At 44.5% G+C, this 17,023-nt stretch carries 8 protein-coding genes; 6 read left to right on the forward strand and 2 right to left on the reverse strand.

Translation table 11 applies throughout. The features are described 5' to 3' along the window. Positions 1–41: 41 nt before the first annotated feature. A complete protein-coding gene (locus CLV31_RS18560; RefSeq protein ID WP_111394580.1) occupies positions 42–1,148 on the reverse strand; it encodes a hypothetical protein in 1,107 nt (368 codons plus the stop codon). Positions 1,149–1,181: 33 nt separating this feature from the next. Between CLV31_RS18560 and CLV31_RS18565 the strand changes: the two genes are divergently transcribed. The 6 genes from CLV31_RS18565 to CLV31_RS18605 all read left to right on the forward strand — a co-directional run bounded on the left by CLV31_RS18565 (position 1,182) and on the right by CLV31_RS18605 (position 12,320). Beyond that, a complete protein-coding gene (locus tag CLV31_RS18565) occupies positions 1,182–1,508 on the forward strand; it encodes a 2Fe-2S iron-sulfur cluster-binding protein (protein WP_111394581.1) in 327 nt (108 codons plus the stop codon). 1 nt (position 1,509) lies between these two features. After that, complete coding sequence (locus CLV31_RS18570) at positions 1,510–2,094, forward strand: thymidine kinase (RefSeq protein WP_111394582.1); 585 nt, start codon at positions 1,510–1,512, stop codon at positions 2,092–2,094. Positions 2,095–2,105: 11 nt separating this feature from the next. After that, positions 2,106–2,795, forward strand: coding sequence for a DNA repair protein RecO (gene recO, locus CLV31_RS18575; protein WP_111394583.1), 690 nt, complete (start codon positions 2,106–2,108; stop codon positions 2,793–2,795). A 204-nt stretch (positions 2,796–2,999) separates the two neighbouring features. Beyond that, entirely contained in the window at positions 3,000–4,856 is a 1,857-nt protein-coding gene (gene rho / locus CLV31_RS18580; protein WP_111394584.1) for a transcription termination factor Rho, read from the forward strand. Between the two features lie 501 nt (positions 4,857–5,357). Then, positions 5,358–10,475 carry a glycine-rich domain-containing protein gene (locus CLV31_RS22195; RefSeq protein WP_181452668.1) on the forward strand — a complete coding sequence of 1,706 codons (5,118 nt, stop codon included), beginning with the start codon at positions 5,358–5,360 and terminating at the stop codon, positions 10,473–10,475. A gap of 711 nt (positions 10,476–11,186) precedes the next feature. Beyond that, positions 11,187–12,320: an App1 family protein gene (locus tag CLV31_RS18605; protein WP_245943443.1), complete on the forward strand. Its 1,134-nt coding sequence runs from the start codon at positions 11,187–11,189 to the stop codon at positions 12,318–12,320. A gap of 23 nt (positions 12,321–12,343) precedes the next feature. Here CLV31_RS18605 and CLV31_RS18610 read toward each other — a convergent pair whose 3' ends face one another. Beyond that, on the reverse strand, positions 12,344–16,702 hold the full coding sequence (locus CLV31_RS18610; RefSeq protein WP_111394589.1) for an AsmA family protein: 4,359 nt from the start codon (positions 16,700–16,702) through the stop codon (positions 12,344–12,346). Positions 16,703–17,023 lie beyond the last annotated feature (321 nt).

Consider the following 17,023-nt stretch of genomic DNA (forward strand, 5'->3'; position numbering starts at 1 on the left):
ATGCCGTATCTACGCTCTTTTTTATTTTTGCTGTTTGCCTATCAATCCAAAAATTTACGGTAAACCAGCCTCATAAATTCCTGAACAGCCTCGGATTCCGTTTCCCAGCTCAATTCAGAAACAAACCTGTTATTGACCAATTCGACGGCAGCCTCAAAGGATCCTGACTCATCAATGGACTTGAGCGCATGGCGGAGCAAATCCGCATTCCCATCAAACAATTCCTTGGTAAACATAAACCGCTGATTCAAGGCCAAACTTTCGGAAAGTTCCCCAATGATTCCTTTCATTCCTTTGTAAGATTCTGAAGAGAATTGAACTTTCAGTTTTGAGGCGGTGAGCAATACTCCGGCACTTGCAGGATTGCTTGATCTAACAACCGGGATCACTTCTGACTGAATTCTGGCTGCTTCTTGCACTGGGGCAGGGTTTGCCGGTATGATTTCATCCTCCTCGATCTCTTCGAAGAAAGATGAGGGGCTGCTTTGCGGAATATCTGTTATTGGAGAAGCAGGTGATGCTATTTCTGATTCCATGTAAAGGTCCAGATTGAAGGCTCTGACCTCACCAAGAGTTGCCAAGAGAAGATTGACAGATTCCAATGAATCTTTGATCACCTGATAGTTGGCAGATATCGCCCGATGGTAAGCATCTGCGTCATGCCCAAATCCGGTCTTGTCAATGAGAAAAGTAATGACTTTGTCGTGCCACTTGTAGTATTTTTTATTTTCCCTGAGAAATTCATTGATCTTTCCGGCGGGGGCTTTTTTAATCTCTCCCTGATAAAAAGAAACCGGTTCAGTGGCCACCTCTATGGCTTGTTTCACGGCAGTTTTTACCATAGGCTCCAAGTGCGCCCGCTCCACTTTGATTCTGCGAGAAAGCACATTCATAAACTGCGTCAGCGCTTCATGTACAGCAATATCCCGGTAATCGAAATAAGGACTGCTTTTCAGCTTGGCCAATTCTTCCTGCCAGAGCTCAAAAAGACGCTTGATCACAAAAAAATTAACCTGAATGCTACTGGTCAGCTGAATTATTTCCTGTCCGGTGATAAATTGCCGACCGTTAAAAAATCGATCGCAGACCAACTGGGCGTATTCTTTGGAATAAGTTTCTAAATAATTGCTGTTAATTTGAACTGTCATGGGTAGGTCTTGTTTTCAAAAGCAAACGAACGGATGCCCCGAATTATCATTCAAAATCTGGAAAATTTCACGATCGATTCGGAAAACACCGATCGTAAAGTTATCGAATTAATTCATGAAAACGGCATCGATTGGATGCATGCTTGCGGTAAAAAAGGCCGTTGCACCAGTTGTAAGATGATTATCTTGGAGGGACAGGAAAATGTAAGTGAAGAAACTGAGCGGGAGACCTTTTTTCGGCAACAGAATCGTCTCCTTCCCAATGAACGCCTAACCTGCCAATCCAGGCTACTCCAAGGCAGGCTGATCATCAAAGTCGCCGATATCAATAAATTCCCCCACCTGAAGTATTCGGATTAACATGTTTATAGAACCCTCCCTCAGCACCAGAAAACCCACCGAGCGCAAAGGACAGATCGAAGTCATCTGCGGCTCTATGTTTTCCGGAAAAACTGAGGAACTGATTCGGAGGCTCAATAGAGCCAGGCTGGCAAAACTACGTGTAGAGATCTTCAAACCCTCCGTGGATAAGCGCTACCATGACTCTGATGTGGTCTCGCACAACGAAAACAGCATCCGCTCCACACCCGTAAATTTTGCCGGGGATATTCTCTTGCTCTCCGGAAACTGCGAAGTCGTCGGCATCGACGAAGCCCAATTTTTCGATGAGGAGATCGTACGGGTAGTACTGATTCTGGCCAATCAAGGCAAGCGGGTGATTTTGGCTGGCTTGGACATGGATTTTGAAGGCAAGCCATTTGAGCCTATGCCCCGTCTGATGGCCATCGCAGAATATGTGACCAAAGTCCATGCGATCTGCATGAAGTGTGGGGATTTGGCCGCTTTTTCGCTTCGGCTTACAGAAGCCAAGGAAAAAGTGGTGTTGGGAGAAAAAGAAAGTTACGAGGCCCGTTGCCGCAAATGTTTCTTTGAGGATAAAAAATAGCCAAGACTTCCATGCTGAAGAAGACCCAAGGGATCGTACTCAATTACCTCAAATACAAGGAAACGAGTATAATCGTGAAAATCTTCACCCGGGAATTGGGACTAAAATCCTACCTGGTCCATGGTGTCCGAACTCAGGGCAAAGGAAGTAAAATCGCCCTCTATCAGCCTTTGACGCTCCTGGATTTGGTCGTTTATGACAAAGAAAACTCCGGCCTGCAGCGGATTTCGGAGGCAAAAATCCTTCATCCCCATCGACTGATTCCCTTTGACTTTGCCCGCACCAGCATTGCCTTATTTATGACAGAAGTGATCAATCGGAGTATTTACGAAGGATATCAAAATGATTGGCTCTTTGATTTCTTGGTAGAAAGCATCTCGACACTGGACCGTCAGGATTGCATTGTAGGCCATTTTCCCTTGGTTTTCCTGGTCGAAAAAGCCAAATATTTGGGCTTTGCCCCAGAGACAGCAGGCGGTTTTCTGGTCGAAAGTGTCCATCATCCCTTTCCGGCTGAGGAGATGGTTCCGGCACTTTCATATTTGGAAAGCCTTATTGAGGATCGATTCCTTTGTCAGTTCAAAATTTCCGTAGCCATCCGGAGAAAACTCCTAGACCATCTCTTGGATTTTCATTCCGAGCACCTCGACCAAGCGTCTCCGATAAAGTCTCTCCCGATCATCCGACAGCTAATGAGCTGAATGTGATCGGATTTAAAAAAATGAAGGAAAAAGAAAAAATTTGTTAAATCCATCTGCAACGTTTAATATTGTGACATCACCGTGTATGAAGCAAGTCAGCCCACTTTGACTTGAGCCTTTCCTGCAGACCTTTTTTGCTCAGAAAATCATCCACGATCCCAAATACCGCATCATACAGATCTTATTTTATTTCATACCCTCTTTATGTACAACATAGAAGAACTCAGAATCAGGCTTTTATCTGAACTGAAGGAAATTGCTGAGGAGCTAGGAGTGAAAAACTTCAAATCCCTTAAAAAAGACGAATTGGTTTACGCCATTCTAGACCAACAGGCAATCACCCCAGAGCAAGCCCTCCCCAAGAAAAAGCCCTCAATCGTCGAGACACAGGCCATTGAGACGCCCGAAACGCAGCCAGAAACACCCGCAACCGCTGCTGCCCCAGACCAAGCAGAATACAAACCCAAATTCAGAAGACAAAACGTCACTGAAATTCCAGCTGCCCCAGCCGCCGAAGCCGAAGAGAGCAGCGTGAAGGCGAAAGAAAAAGAAACTCCAAAACAAGAGGCAAGAGCTCCAAAAGAATTTACTCTAAAAACGGAAAAAAGAGAGCCAAGACCTGAACATCGTGAACCTAAGCCTGAGGCGAGGGAACCAAGAACCGAGAAAAAAGAAGCTTCTGAAATCACGGGTGAAGAACCTAAAACTTTTAGACCGAGAAGAAGAGTCTTTGAGGAAGTAAATGTAGCTGAAAGCATCACGGAAGAATCTTCCACCGAACAGCCGACTTCTCCTACTCCGCAAGAACCAAAGGCCCCAAGACAGGAAGGGGAGGTAGAACTTCCCAGACGGAAAAACTTCAAATCTCAGGATGAGGTGTTGATGCCTGCGGCTGAGACTATTCCGGGAACCGGACGAAAAAAACCATTCGTCAGCCCAAGGGAATTTGACGGCGTGATCGAAAACGAAGGCGTACTCGAAATCATGCAGGAAGGTTACGGTTTCCTGAGGTCATTGGATTACAACTACCTGGCCTCTCCCGATGATATCTACGTATCTCCAAGTCAGATCAAACTTTTTGGGCTAAAAACCGGTGATCATATCAAAGGATCCATTCGCCCTCCGAAAGAAGGCGAAAAATATTTTGCACTCTTGAAATTGGGAACGGTCAATGGAAAGACCACAGACGAAATTCGTGACCGCGTTCCTTTTGAATACCTGACGCCTCTTTTCCCGGAGGAAAGACTGAACTTGTCTACCAAGCCGGATGGGTATTCTACCCGAATTCTGGATCTCTTTGCCCCAATCGGGAAAGGTCAGCGGGGAATGATTGTGGCTCAGCCCAAGACCGGTAAGACCGTTCTCCTTCAGCAGATTGCAAACGCCATCACCAAAAACCATCCGGAAGTCCATCTGATGATCTTGTTGATCGATGAGCGTCCGGAAGAAGTGACCGATATGGCCCGTTCGGTCAAAGCCGAGGTGATTTCCTCCACCTTTGACGAACAGGCAGAGCGCCACGTGAAAGTGGCCAATATCGTATTGGAAAAAGCCAAGCGAATGGTCGAAGTAGGCCATGATGTGGTCATCCTTCTCGACTCCATCACCCGACTGGCACGTGCACACAACACGGTGGTCCCAAGCTCTGGAAAGATCCTTTCCGGTGGGGTGGATGCCAATGCCCTCCACAAGCCTAAGCGATTCTTCGGTGCTGCCAGAAATGTAGAAAATGGCGGTTCCCTGACCATCATTGCCACAGCCCTGGTAGAAACAGGCTCGAAGATGGATGAGGTGATTTTTGAAGAATTCAAAGGTACCGGCAATATGGAACTGGCGCTCGACCGTAAACTGGCTAACCGTAGAATCTATCCTGCTATTGATGTTCTGGGTTCAGGTACCCGTCGTGAGGACTTGCTGATGGACAAAGAAGAAATGCAGCGGGTCTGGATCTTGAGAAAGCTCATGAGTGATATGAATTCTCAGGAATCCATGGAATTCCTGTTGAACCGAATGAAAGGAACCCGGGACAATGCCGAGTTTTTGATATCGATGAACGGGTAATTGATTCCTTTCTCCAAAATAAACTTCCTAACCCTGGCTGAGAGGCCGGGGTTATTTTTTTCTCAAAGTCTCAAAAAAGTAAATCAAGTGTAAATATTTCTTGGGAAAACATCAGGATGTCCCCAGGATATGCGACACATTTTTCCGAATAAAATTTGTTATTTATAGACTTTGATATATTTTGGTAGCCCTTTTGGAAGTTGATCTAGAATATAATTTGTTTCAAGCAGGCAAATTGTATTTGATTAACATAAAAAAGCAGTTCATTTATTGCCCAAAAAACACCCCCAATAAATCAAATTGATCATACCACCCCACACAGGAAAAAGAAACAGCAAAACCCCTATATCCAATCCAAGCACTGACTTTCTTTAGTATATAGCTTGTCAAAACCTATGAAAAGGGTTAAAATGAAATCAAAATGCATTTTTATTGTTTTGAAATTCATTTTACCCGTATATTTACACTCAAATTCAGGAGCTTAGCAACACTTATACACCCGTGAATATTTTCCAAAAGCTGATCAAGCAAATTTTTAGGCTTTCTCCCATTTTGATGGGGGTTGGGATGGTGTTTTTTGGAATTGGGGAGGTTTTGGGGCAATGTACTACTACAACTTCATTTACAACAACAGGAGCTTCATCTTGGACAGTTCCTGTGGGCACCACATCTATTACAATCGAAGCTTGGGGTGGTGGAGGAGCCGGTGGAGGAAGTACTAATGCAGGTGGAGGAGCAAATAATGGTCGAGCAGGAGCAGGTGGGGGAGGAGGAGCATATTCTGTTATCACTTTAACAGGGGCCACTTTCTCAATTGGCGATGTTTTTAATATTTCAGTTGGAGCAGGTGGAACTGGCGTAAGTGGAGGAAATGGAAATTCTGGAGGATCTTCCTCTGTTTCACGAAGTGCACTAGTTATCATCAGGGCTGATGGAGGTTTGGGGGGATTTGGTAATTTAGTTGGAGGAACACCCACAGGAGGTTTAGGTGCTGTAACAGGGGTTGGAACAATTACTAATGGTACTAATGGAGGAAATGGAGCTAGTGGAAATAATGTGAATAGTGGTGCTGGTGGGAATGGGGGAAATGGAGGAAATGGAGGAAACAGCATCACTGGAAATTCCACTAGTAACGGTAATCCAGGAACAATAATTGGAGGAGGAGGAAGTGGGGCAAGAACCAATCAGGACTCAGGAAATCGGTCCGGAGGTAATGGTGCTAGAGGAGAGGTAAGAATTACATTTACGGTCGCACCCAACACCTTTACATCACCATCACCAAACAGAACATTATGCATAGGTACTCCAATAGCGACACCTATTACAATAAATACTGTTGGGGCAACAGGAATAGGAACTGCAACCGGATTACCTACAGGAGTTACTGCCACTTGGTCTTCAAATACAATTACAATTTCTGGTACGCCAACCGTCTCAGGTACTTTTAATTATACAATTCCAATGGTTGGGGGTTGCACCACAGGCCAATCCTTAATCACAGGTACAATAATTGTCAATCCATTACCAATTCCTACTTTTACTGCCTCAGGATCAGCCAATATATGTTTAGGGTCTGCAGTTTCATACACAACCCAACCCGGTAATTCAAACTATACTTGGTCAATATCTGGCACACAAGGAATTGATTACTCAATAAATTCCGGAGGGATTAGTTCTACAGACAATTCGGTTACGTTAACATGGTTGACACCAGGATCTAAAACTGTAACTGTTAATTATACCAATTCAAATGGTTGCACAGGATCAGCCCCAGCCTCTAGTAATTCTATAGTCAATGCTGTACCTACGATAACTTCCCAGGTTACACCCGGAGGGACGACTTGTATAAATGGCGCTGCATTCGCGCCAATGTCCGTAGGAACCGGATTTGGCTTTACCTATCAATGGTTTCGCAATTCAGCAAATAATAATTCAACAGGGACTGCAATTCCTGGAGCTACTTCAAATACCTACACTCCGCTTAATTCAACAGCCGGAACATTATATTATTATGTAGTAGTCAGCTCGCCAGCCTGTACTTCAGTTACCAGTCCAGTATCGGCAGCATACGTCGTGAATCCAAACAACACAGTATCTGCCCCTTCTGTAAATAACCAAATCGCTTGTCAAAACTCCCTAATAACACCTATTACCCATACCACTACTGGAGCTACAGGAATCGGAGCTCCTACCGGACTGCCCACAGGAGTAACTGCCAGTTGGTCAGCAAATTCCATCACTATTTCAGGCACACCTACAACCCCCGGCACTTTCAATTATTCCATTCCCTTGACAGGAGGATGTGGCACGGTCAATGCTACCGGAACGATCATAGTTAATGCCCTACCTGCTATAATTTCGCCAAGTTTAGGGGCTCAGACCCGTTGTCAAAATGTTGCCTTCTCTTCCCTTTCGGTAGGCACAGGTCAAGGTTGGACCTATCAATGGTATAGCAATAGCACCGCATCAAATTCTGGAGGAACCTTAATCCCGGGAGCAACCTCAAATAGTTTTACACCTCCTTCAAACGTTGTTGGAGACATGTTTTACTACGTAGTGGTAAGTTCACAAACCTCCTGTGGAACAACCGCTACCAGTGCCGTTTCAGGTCTTCATCGGGTTAATCCTTTACCAGTAGTTTCTTTTACTGCCCAACCCAGTGGTACCCATTGTGTTGACACAGATCTTACCTATACCACCCAATCAGGACAGACTAATTATATTTGGACCATACCTGGTGTAGCAGGAACGGATTATACCCTGGTCTCGGGAGGAAATTCCAGCAGTAATACTGCGGTAATCCGATGGCTTACTCCGGGGACTAAATCCATCTCTGTAAATTATACAGACCCCAACAGCTGCGGTTCAACCTCACCTGCTACTTCCTCAACAATCACTGTTCTTAAAAACACGGTCACTCCTCCTTCCAATCCAAATCCAAGTGCATGCTCGACAGGAGTATTCCCTACCATCACCCATTCTACGGTAGGAGCTACCGGAATAGGTGCGCCAGTTGGCCTTCCATTAGGGCTTTCAGCAGTTTGGTCTGGATCGGCAGCAAACGGAACTATTACCATTAGTGGTACCGTAGACCCCTCAGTAACTCCTGGGCCAAAACCCTACAGCATACCGTTAACGGGTGGTTGTGGAACAGTTACTGCTACGGGAATTATTGATGTGCAACCTGTTTACACTTTAGCAGCAATTTCTTCAGTTTCCCCTTCCAATTTGGGAGGTGCAGCTACCATCACCTTGACTGTAAGTCCAGCCGCACTTACCAACGGTTCCTATGTGATAAATTATCAAAGAGGCTTAGCCAATCCACTTAGTGCTACTGATATCACAGTGAATTTTACCAATGGAGTGGGAGTGTTTCTGAGCCCAGGCATCAACAACGAGAACCTTACCTCCCTCACAATAAATTCGATCCGCAAATCTACAGATCCTGTTTCTTGCCCCGTTCCAACTAGTACAAATAATATAACCTTCTTTGGAATCCAGCCAAAAATCTTCACTTCCAACGGAACGTTTTATGTTCCTGCTGGGATCTTTCAAATCACAGTGAGCGCTTACGGCGGCGGCGGCGGTGGTGGCGCAGGTTTAGGCCCAGGAAATTCAGCCGCTGGAGGTGGCGGAGGTGGATATTCTACAAGAACAATAAATGTTGTTCCTGGTGAAGCAATTGGTATTTTCATTGGAAATGGTGGATCAGGTCAGACTTCTGCGGGAACACCAGCGGGAAATGGTGGTAATACTTGGGTTACAAGAGATTCAAGTAATCCAAATCCTCAATCAACTAGCATCGTTTATGCTTTTGGAGGAGGCGGAGCGAATGGGATCACTCCTGGATCTGCGGCCACAATAGGATTAAATGGCACAGTAAATCAACCTGGAAACATAGGCAAACTTCCAAATATTCCTGTTTCAGATAGAGGCGGAAATGGAGGGGATGGCAGCGGTCCTCTTGGAGGAAGCGGAGGACCAGGAGCTTCTGGTAATAATGGGAATGGTTCTTCTGGATCTCTATTTGGCGGCGGCGGCGGCGGAGCAAGAGGAAATGGCGGTGGAGGAGCCGGAGCTCCAGGCTTTGTAGTTATAACCTATCCATTACCTCCAGTAAGTTCTTGTTTTACAGTTATTAATGATGGATCAGTCACTGGTACAGCCATTATTCAATTTAATTGCAATACCACTTGGACAGCACCAGAAGGACTCACAGGATTCCGAACTACGGTTGGAGGTGCAGGTGGAGGTGGCGGATTTGGTTCTGGCAGCGGTGGCGGTGGTGCTGGTCAATTGATACATAATCAAAATTACTCCACAACCAATCCTGCAGGATTTCCCGCAGGAACTTCCTTTTCTATTACCGTTGGACAAGGTGGAGCTGGAGCTACTTCATTAAATCAGAAAGGCGGCTTAGGAGGCCTATCCAGTATCTCAGGAAATATTGATGGATCCCCTATATCCGTAATAGCTGAAGGTGGCGGTGGTGGAGGGTCAAGAGAAAATGGTCCTGGATTGAACGGTGCCTCTGGTGGAGGTGGAGCTGCCATTCCAACTCCTCAAACAAATTTTAATGGTGGTACGGGTATGACGGGTACTCCTCCTATCGGTTCAGCTGGAGGAAGAGGTGACGCTTCTGGAAGCGGAGCCCATGCCGGCGGAGGCGGCGGGGGAATCGTAACAGTGGGTATTAACGGACAAGGTGCTGGTGCCGGACAAGGAAAAGGCGGGGACGGAGGACATGGAAGACAATACCAAATAGGGGGTCTATTAATTAATTATGGGGCAGGAGGCGGAGGAATTGGAAATAATTTTAATGGTGTAAATAAATTTAATGGTGAGGGAGGAAAAGTATATAGCCTTACAAATAACCTACTTGATATTAAAATCGGAGGAGATGGGAATCAGGACAACTCTACATCAATAGGTCAGCAAGGGCAAGATTTAACTGGTTCAGGTGGAGGTGCAGGATTTGCTGGGGGCGGCCGTGGAGGAAATGGTGTTGTCTACATCTATTATGATGTTTTCAGAATCCTCCCCCTCGACTACCTCTATTTCAACGCGACTTATAATGCTACAAACAGAGAAGGGAATCTGGCTTGGGCAGTAGCCAAAGAATGGGAAAACTCACATTTTGAAGTGGAACGGGCGGTAAATCAAATTCAAAACTGGACTAAAGTCGGTGAAGTGACCGGTAAGGGATACTCCGACTCCCCGGTAGAATATGGCTTTATCGATAAAAATCTTCCGGCTGCGGGTGGAAATATCTTCTATCGATTGAAGCAGGTGAACTTCAGTGGAACTTATTTCTACAGTGCGACGCGCTCCATTCAGGTGGAAGCTGTTGCCGGGGCCTCCTCTTGGATCATCTATCCCAATCCTACCTCCGGTGTCGGATTCAGGCTGGAACTCGTCAGTCAGGATCCATTACTTGAGGGAGACGTGACTGCAACTGTTTCCACTATCCTTGGACAAACAGAGCAGTTCAATGATCCAAATATTGAGAAACTCAGCGAAAAACTGGGCAATTACTTACAAACCAAAGCTGCGGGAGTCTATATCCTTACCCTCAACTGGGCTGGTAAAACGGAATCTTTCCGAATCATTAAAAACTGATTAATTAATAATCTGGTTGTAGGCTATTCTGACCGTTGACGAATTTTCCTTTGATTTTGGGCCGGGAAACCGAAGACCGAAGATTTCCAAAACTTGCCGTTAATTTCGTCTTCAGACACTAGGAAGAATCAACTATCAGATTACTTTAGATAACTGATAATAAAGAAAGGACCCTATCATTTCAACAATTCGGAATGGCAGGGTCTTTTATTTTTCATTCTAAAAAATAAAATGGGAGTAACTGATTATACGCTATTCTGCCAGTTGATGAATATTCCCCTGATTTTGGGCTGGAAGACCGATGACCGAAGACCGAAGATTCCCAAAAATATGACGTTAACTTGGTCTTCGGACCTTTAGAAATGCTACTGGCAAGATTCCGTATATTCATTTAGGAGTATTCGGAACTTTGCACGTAGTTTTCAATTCAAGTTAAAATGCTTTTTTTAATCCCCTTAACCCCCTTGCCAAGGGGGAATCCGCTTATTTTGAACTCCTAAACCAATATTAAACCTGAAATATGCATTAGAAAATCTACTACGAGCCCAAAATGCTTCAAAATCAGCAGTTTCACTTCACTTTTCGATCTCACCGTAGCGATGCTACGCCTCGATCTCCAAAGTGCCTGATTTTCTTGCATTTTGAACTCTCGCTACGAATTCTAATGCATAATCCAGGTTAAATCGGTTACGTGCAACCAAACGAAAACACATGAATAAAATGAGTACTTCTCTTCCCAAAAGCCGATTACTCCCCATTCTTTATTTTGTCAAAAGGCAGGTTTCAAAAGTCAAGCTGCTGACCTTGCTCAAAACCGGGCTCGTCACTAACGTGATGATTCAAGCCTATGCAGGGTATGGAAACGGTAAAGAAATCTACTTGGCGGGACGGGTACTCGAAGACAAAGGAATAGCTCCTTCCACTGCCTTGGACAGTTTTTGGAGCAATCTGGGAAAAATGAGAAAGCGGTTTCTTACGGTCGTTTTCCCCGGCGTCTATGTAAGTGCTACCTTCGAAAATCAAAAAATCACAGTCCAAACAGACGAGGAAGGGTATTTTGAAATCAGACTGCCTATTATTCCCAAAAGGGAGTTTGAAGAAGGCTGGAAACCCATTGAGTTGAGCATGGAGAACCCGGTGTCTCGAAGTACATCACTTCTTACTGCCGCCGGAAAAATCTACTTCCCCTCACCCAAAGCTGAATTTGGGGTGATCTCGGATATCGATGACACCATCGTGAGTACCGGGGCCATGCGGATATGGGAGATGATTAAGGTGACTTTTTCTCAAAATGCCCACACCCGAATCCCTTTCCCGGGAGTAGCGGAATTTTATCATTCCCTGCGCAAGGGAAGCGATGGCATTCTCAGCAATCCACTCTTTTATGTATCGAGCAGCCCATGGAATCTTTATGATTTTCTGATGGAATTTCTCGAAGCACATCAGATCCCCAAAGGTCCGCTCATGCTTCGGGACTTGGGACTGTCCAGAAATCAGTGGATAGCCGGCAGTCATAGAGATCATAAACTAAAACAGATCGAACATATTTTTGAAGTTTACCCCGACCTTCCTTTTATCCTGATCGGGGATAGTGGGCAGCAGGATCCGGAGATTTACCTCGAAGCCATTCAAAAACACCCACATAAAATTCTTGCGGTATATATCCGGGATGTTTCAAAGCGGGATCTCTCTGCTGTACAACGGACCTATGATCAGATGAACATTCCTTTGGTCCTTGTCGATGATACGCTGGAAGCGGCAAGACATGCCATGAATCAAGGCTGGATCGCCGAACAGTCTGAAGAAAAAATCAAAGTACAGTCCATTATTGATCAAAAAGGCTGATTAACCCTTCAAAAAACCCCAACCTAGTCCTCCTCTTTTCTTACTGACTTGGGCACTTTGGGTCTACCCAGACCAACCGTGGCTCTCAATCCGGACAAAGTCGATCTCCACCACGCATGAATCACAAATTTTCGCTTGTCCCTTGGCACGTAAATTTCTCTTTTCACCAACTTCCCGGAACCACTTCTCGGATTGGACTTACTTGCAAAAAGATTGGCTGCAAGCGTATAAGCCCTGAGTTTTCCTCGACCGGGCTCCAAGGTCAAGCTGTCCAAAAATTGAATCTTAAGGTCCCGATATCCCAGGGCCATCTCACCAATAGCGTACTCCTCATCCAACCTGAAATTCCAAGCACCTTGGGTCACCTTGCCCTGAGTTGCCTCCACGAAAAGTGATTTCGAAAGAAAATCCGATACTGCTGTAAACTCAAAATCACTTAGCTGCACCGAAACATCCATGGGATATCCTTCTTTGAAATACAGCAAAGCTTCCAATTGAGCCTCACTTTTTCCCATCAATTTTGATTCAATCCCCAACCTGATTCGGTCCAAAGGATAGCCCTCTTCTTTTTTTCTGAGAAAAAAGGGAGCCATATCCATGCGTATAGAATCAAAATAGACCATTCCCGGCATCGTCGCCTTGGGAGCAAATTCGAAATAACGAATCCTACTGTCCCGTACTCTGAAGGAAAGAATGTCTGCATTGATTTTGGAATTTTCAAGCAAAAACTGAGGCATGGGTCGATAGGCAGTAGAATCTACCGGAAGGCGCTTATCCCGAAACAAATCTACTTCAGCTCCATCCAGCAATACCTCCTCCGCTTGGATTTTTCCGGTCTCAACATAGTGGATGGGATCCAAACCCTTTATTCTAATTTTTTCGACCCGAGCCTTTACTGCATCCATTTGATAGGGTCGACTTCTCAAATACCCATAATACCCCATGACAGGTTGGATAGAAAGCTGGTCAATCGCAAAATCTCCCTCATCATATCTCACGCTGCCCATTTCCAGCAAGTATAGACTGTCGGGTGTCATGATGGAATACCCCTTCAAATTGAACGCAACTTGCTTTTCAGCCAGGTCTTTCAAATCCAGCTTTTGTTGGGAATTCAACAAATCAATCCCCAAATCAGATAACCTGATATCCAATTGGGGGAAATTCAACCTGGGAATTAGCCCCTGACCTTTCCGGTGGAACGTTACTTTTCCGTTTTCCAAAACCACATCCTTCAAAAGAATGGATTCTAAAAGTTGGTTTTCAGTATTTAAAGGTGAATAGGATTGCTTAAAAGCACCCTTTTCCGCATCCAAATAAAGGTCAACAACAGGATTGACGAGTCTGACAAGGTTTAGCTTCGCATTTTTTGTTTCCAAAATTTCCTGAAAAGTATTTTTCCGAATCTGAATCTGGTCAATCTTGGCCTCGACCACGGGGCTACCTGACTTTCCAAAATAATCTTTGGGGAATATCCTTAAATCTGAAAAAACGACTTCGTCACTCTGATCGCCAAAGGCAACATTTGAAAACTGAATGGTATGAACACTATCCGGAAGCGCGAAGGTAAAGTCTTTCAAATCCAGACTAGCTGTCCCATAAATACTCGAAATATCTTCAGCATCTACAGAGAGGGTATCCAGTTTAAATTGGGTAACCAAAAAATCAAACCCGGTTTTGATGGACTGAGCGGCTTGATTTTGCCCAAGGTAATTTAGCTGAAGAATCGAGTTGCTCGCCTTTACGGTATCGATCCTGATCCGGTCAATGGTTTTTTGAACCGACTTTTGATCACTTAACTTAGACTTGGAAGCAGTAGTTATTTTTCGGTCAATGGCTATTTCGATTTCTCCTGCCTCTATTTCCAGTTTCTCCAAATTCAGAAGATTCTCAAATAAAAACTCTTCCATATTCACTCCCTCCAGTTGGACTTTTGGAATATTCAACGCAAGAGAAACCCGCTTTGCAAATCCCGTTCCCGGGACCAACAGGAGATTTTCCATAGCAATGGTTTTGGTCAGAGAGTTGTAATTGAGGTAATCCGTCTCCGCCAAATATTTCCCTCCGGCCAGGGTAAATGAATAGGCATTGAAGGTCAAATCCACCTCATCCGAAAAAAAAGTCCTATTCGTAGTAAGTGTATCTGATCCGTTGAGCGCAAAATTCCTCAGCTTCAAGGTCAGATTGTTCTCTTCAAAACTTGCTTTCTTATCTTGGGCCAGGCTTTCATATCGGATGGTGGCTTGATCTACATGGACTGAATCCACCCGGATGGATTGAAAATACCCCAAAAGCAAATCCTGAATATCTTTGGCCGAACTGGGGCCCTCATTGGAGTCTCTGTCTCCCTTAGACCTATAAGTTGTTATAAAAAAATCAGGGTTCGGCAGCCTAATTTTCCCGATGGAAAGCTGCTGATCAAAGAAAGCTGTTTTGACATCGATATTTTCAGCTCTGAAAAGCGGCACAAAAAATTCCACTGCGGAGGTTTTGCCATAGATATCCAACTGAGATTGAATCTGAGCTTGGTTTTCCGGCTTGATGGATAAATTCTGAACCTCCAATATTTTTCTTTTGGAATCTACAATGAGTTGGTCAGCAAAAATCTGATGAAGATTATCCCTCAACTTAAGCTGATATTGATTCAGTGCGAGGTAGATTTCTTGAACTTGAAGTTGATCCTGAACCGACAAATTGGAGTCTGGCAGGAGATGCAGCTCGTCAAGATTCAAACTGAATCTCTCAAAGCCGATGTTGTTGCTTCGCTGCCCCTTTTCATCTTTAAACAAGACGGTTCCTTCCTTTACTTGAAATTTCTTGATGGACACCTCATTCAAAAATCCGGCAACCACCTCCAAGACCGCCACTTCTTCATCCTCCCTCAGAACAGTTTGCAACTCGGTAAATTCAATCTTTGGTTGATCAATCAGAAAATTGCCTGCTTCCAATTTTCCGGTTTGGTAAAGTTTCTTCAAATCCGCATCCAAAAGAACAAATTCGGGGAGTTGAAGGCGTATCAGGTTTCGGGGGATTCTGGAAATCTGCTCCTCCGATCGGGGAAGAAGGGAAAGATTGGATACAATCAGCTCATCCTTGAAAGAAGAAACTTTAACCTCCTCTCCCATCAAAACATGAATTCCATCTCCCAGGTATAGCTTTCCTCCTCTGATTTCCATGGAGGCATCCTGACCGTAGAAAAATTGATTTTCTTTTTTTTCAACCTCCTGGCCCAGGTAAAACCCCACCATTTTAAAATCCAAAGCATCCAATTGAATTCTGTTTCGAAGGGAATCTTCCAATTCCTCTTTCAGAAAAGAAGCGTTATTGATAGACAACTCTTTAATCGAGATAGACTTTAACTTTCCTTTGATTAAATCATTCAAGTCCCCTGAGGCGACATTTTCCTCACTCCCAAAATTGGACTTGACCACCTTGATTTCGGGTTGATCCATGATCAGCTCATCTATCTCCAATTCGGAAGTCATAAATGCCTTGTTCAGATCCGAATTGCCAACCCGCAATCGATCCAAATGAAGGGAATAGTAAGCCTTACTCTCTTTTTCGAAAGAAGGAAGCATTGAAAAATTCCGGATATCAATGGTCCTGTCCAAAGATGAAATCCACACTTTCTCAGAAGAAAGCGTATGAATCCCATCGGGCAAAGGAAAAGTGGCATGGTCTAAGGTAAATTCAAATCCTTTGGCATTAAAAGGGGTGGACCATTCCTCACCGGTGGTCCAGTCCAAGTCTCTGACGACCAACGTCGTATTTTGCGCCGCTAACTCACTTTGGCTTAGGAACTTAAAGAAAAACACATTGGCGTGATCGATCTCAATCCGGTTTACAAAGAGCCCATTGAGTCTTACTCTAGCTAAACTTTTTTTGATTTCCTTTTCCAGAATTTTAACAGCAGACTCTTGTCCTTCTGCTTCTTGGGATTTGGATCCTGGGGGGCTCTGATCGTCTGATTTCGGCATATACAATTCCACATTTGGATTGTCGAAATAGATCCTGGAAATCGTCAAGGTCTTCTCAAAGAAATCAAACCATAAACCTGTGAACCTGATCTGATCCACATTCATTTGAAAAAGTACCTGTTCGCTGGTAGAGTTTTCGGGATGAATTGGTTTAAAAACAATCCCATCCAAAAGAAATCCTCTCCGAAGTAAAGAGAGGTTGAATCGATTGAATTCAACCTGATAAACCCCATTGGTGGATTTGTTGATTTCTTCTCTGGCGATCCCCGCCAAAAAGACATTGGACCCGAAATAAACCAAAAATTCCAAAGTCAGAAGGGACAAAACTGCAACTAAACTCCAGCGAAGTACCTTCTTTCTCAAAGGATGGGCAGTGATATGAGGTTTTTGACCCGACTGCAAAGCCATAGACAATTGAATAATTAGTCAAAAGATACCACAATTTTTCCCCAAAAAAGAAAAGCAGCCAAGTTTGGCTGCTCTTTCCGGTGCTGTAGGAGAAGGATTCGAACCTCCACGAGGCAGTTAGGCAATAGTCCGGTTTGAATTACGCTTTGTTCTGTGGTCCTCACCCCCGAGACAGGAGGGCTTGTCTGCCAATTTCAACATCCTACAATTTGTAAGTTTGAATTTGGGAAAAGGGCTTGCTTCCATCGCAAGTCCTAATCCCCTGATAATCAAAAAGCTCTTACGAGCTTGATGAAATCGATTGAATAGGTTTGAGATACT

This window comes from Algoriphagus aquaeductus (assembly GCF_003253485.1).
Lineage (GTDB): Bacteria > Bacteroidota > Bacteroidia > Cytophagales > Cyclobacteriaceae > Algoriphagus > Algoriphagus aquaeductus.

Coding starts and splice junctions, on each gene's coding strand:
- rho (WP_111394584.1), top strand. CDS start 3,000: ATGTACAACATAGAAGAACTCAGAATCAGGCTTTTATCTGAACTGAAG.
- CLV31_RS18570 (WP_111394582.1), top strand. CDS start 1,510: ATGTTTATAGAACCCTCCCTCAGCACCAGAAAACCCACCGAGCGCAAA.
- CLV31_RS18610 (WP_111394589.1), bottom strand. CDS start 16,702: ATGGCTTTGCAGTCGGGTCAAAAACCTCATATCACTGCCCATCCTTTG.
- CLV31_RS18605 (WP_245943443.1), top strand. CDS start 11,187: ATGAATAAAATGAGTACTTCTCTTCCCAAAAGCCGATTACTCCCCATT.
- recO (WP_111394583.1), top strand. CDS start 2,106: ATGCTGAAGAAGACCCAAGGGATCGTACTCAATTACCTCAAATACAAG.
- CLV31_RS18560 (WP_111394580.1), bottom strand. CDS start 1,148: ATGACAGTTCAAATTAACAGCAATTATTTAGAAACTTATTCCAAAGAA.
- CLV31_RS18565 (WP_111394581.1), top strand. CDS start 1,182: ATGCCCCGAATTATCATTCAAAATCTGGAAAATTTCACGATCGATTCG.